Source organism: Prevotella sp. C561 (genome assembly GCF_000224595.1).
Classification (GTDB): domain Bacteria; phylum Bacteroidota; class Bacteroidia; order Bacteroidales; family Bacteroidaceae; genus Prevotella; species Prevotella jejuni.
Genome location: NZ_JH114143.1, coordinates 105,365 through 107,803, shown reverse-complemented (window position 1 = coordinate 107,803; position 2,439 = coordinate 105,365). Strand labels below are relative to the sequence as shown.

Here is a 2,439-nt window from a genome sequence, read left to right as displayed (position 1 = left end):
CTGTTGTCATACACATTTTTCCTGTCACGTCTCCTTTTGCTGATGCCGAGATGTGGATGGGAAGCTCTACGGTACTTGCAGACGGAGGTCCTTGTTCAACGCAGTTCCATCCAGCCCTTTCATGTAGCACCTTTGGTTTTGCACCGCCTCCGAGACTTCATCCGGGAAAGTTCAAGAAGCCAAGTGTCTCACGCTTCCTGCCCACGCAGCTACTTTCCATTATAACCTCAGGTGGTAATCCGGTCCTTGTAGGTGGTCCACCAACGATAGACCTTTTTCAATTGGCAATGAAAATGGGACTTAAGTGTCTGACCAAAACCAAGGCCTATCAGAAACTCTCAGAAGCATTTGAGAAGACTCCTCTGGGGAAGATAAATAAAAAAATGAACTGCTGCCTTTTCGGTGAGCCAGTAGACGCCGCCACGGGGCGTGTATACCATACTAATACTGACTTTGAATTGTCTGGTCCGATTCCATTGGTATGGGAACGAACTTATTACAGTGATGTGGATGTACCAGGAGCTCTTGGCTACAACTGGCACCATAGTTATAATATGAGCATACGAGAAGAGGCTGGCCTTGGTATGATATTCCGCCATCCTACCGGACGAGAAACAGGATGCCCATACTTGCAAACAGGTGAGAGTTTCTATGACCGGAAGGAACATCTGGAATGGAAGCACACGGAAGACGGTTACACCATCTATAATGATGACGAGGGAGTGTACTATCATTTTGCGAGCGTTCAACGTGCCGGTGGATTTCGAATGCTTACAGAAATTTCTACGGCAGACGGCTTTAAGATTCTTTTCCGTTATACAACAAAGGGGGCGCTGAAGGAAATCGTTGATTCACGTGGTGAGACTCTCTATGTAAATACTGATTGTCAAGGACGTGTAGAGAAAATTTTCAGACGAGCGGATGGCAAGGACATTCCTCTTGTGGGCTACCACTATGATTCATCAGGTAATATGATCTCCACGGAGGATTCTTTTGGTACGAGGAAATTCTTTTATTATGTCGGTCACCAGCTGGTCAAGCTCACCAACCAGTCAGGTATGAGCTTTCACTGGGAATACGACGGTGAAGGGGAAGCCTCACGTTGTATTCATACTTGGGGTGACGACGGCGTAATGGAATACCATATTGAGTATGGTGATGGCTTTACACGGACTACTAATGGACTGGGGCACACAACGGAATACTACTATCACGACAATAAGCTGATTTACAAGATAGTAGACGCCAACGGCGGTATTACTCGCCAGCATTACAATGAGTTCAAGGAGTTGGATGTTGTAGTAAACCCCGAAGGCTACAGTCGTCGTACCGTATTCAACAACTTCGGTCTTCCTGTAGAGATGACGGATGAAAACGGGTCGAAGACAAGACTTGCCTACGACGGACGTCGGAACCTTACGTCCGTTATTACCAGTACTGGGCGTAGAACGTCATGGGAATATGATGAGTATGACCGTGTGATTAAACGTACATTGCCAGACGGTAACAGTTTTAGTTATACCTATGAGGGAGGCGCACTGAAGACTATTACTGACATGGAGGGACGCATCTACACGTTGAAGTTCAACAATCGGCAGGAACTCCAGCAGCTTGTCTTCCCAAATGGCATTCACCGTACATGGGAGTATGATGAGCGTGGAAGACTTGTCAAGGCAACGGACGTCAAGGGCAACGTGACTTCCTACAGCTATGATGATGCTGACAATCTGATACGCCTGCATGAACCAGATGGCAATGTGCACGAGTTCTCCTATGATACATCGGGCAACCTTATCGTAGCTTCTGATCGGCTGCGCAAGGTGGAGTTCGAGTATGGGCCACTGGGAACGCTCATCGGTAGGCGTCAGCTCGACCATCATGTGCGTTTCCGTTATGACGGTGAGCTGCAGCTGCGTGAAATTATCAACGAGGGCGGTGAATGCTATTCCTTCCGTCTTGACGGACTCGGTCGTGTCGTGGAAGAGACTGGCTTTGACGGTCTGCAGCGAAAGTACCTTCGTGATGGTGCTGGCAGGGTGATACGGGTTGTACGTCCCGAGGGAAGACAGACTGACTATGAGTATGACGGTGTGGGCAATATCCTGCAGGAAACACAGCATGACGGTCGAACAAGCCGCTTTGCTTATGACGAGGATGGGCGGCTACTGCGTGCTGAGAACAAGGAAATAAAAGTAGCCTTCAAGCACGACCTTGGAGGGCGGATAGTGAAAGAGACACAGGGCGGGCACTGCATCATGCGCAAGTATGACCGTACAGGACGCCACGTGCACACCGAGAGCAGTCTTGGTGCAAGTATTGACTATTCCCACGATAAGGATGGCAATCTCAGTGAGATGAACAGCGGAGGATGGTCAGCCAGATGGCAGCGTGACAGGGTAGGACGTGGAGACGGAGCGTGAACTTACGAGGCGGAGTGCA

1 protein-coding gene is annotated in these 2,439 nt (G+C 49.1%); it reads left to right on the top strand.

Annotated elements, in window-relative coordinates; genetic code table 11:
• On the top strand, positions 1 to 2,420 hold a 2,420-nt coding region (locus tag HMPREF0666_RS05995; protein WP_009011471.1), incomplete at its 5' end, for a DUF6531 domain-containing protein.
• Positions 2,421 to 2,439 lie beyond the last annotated feature (19 nt).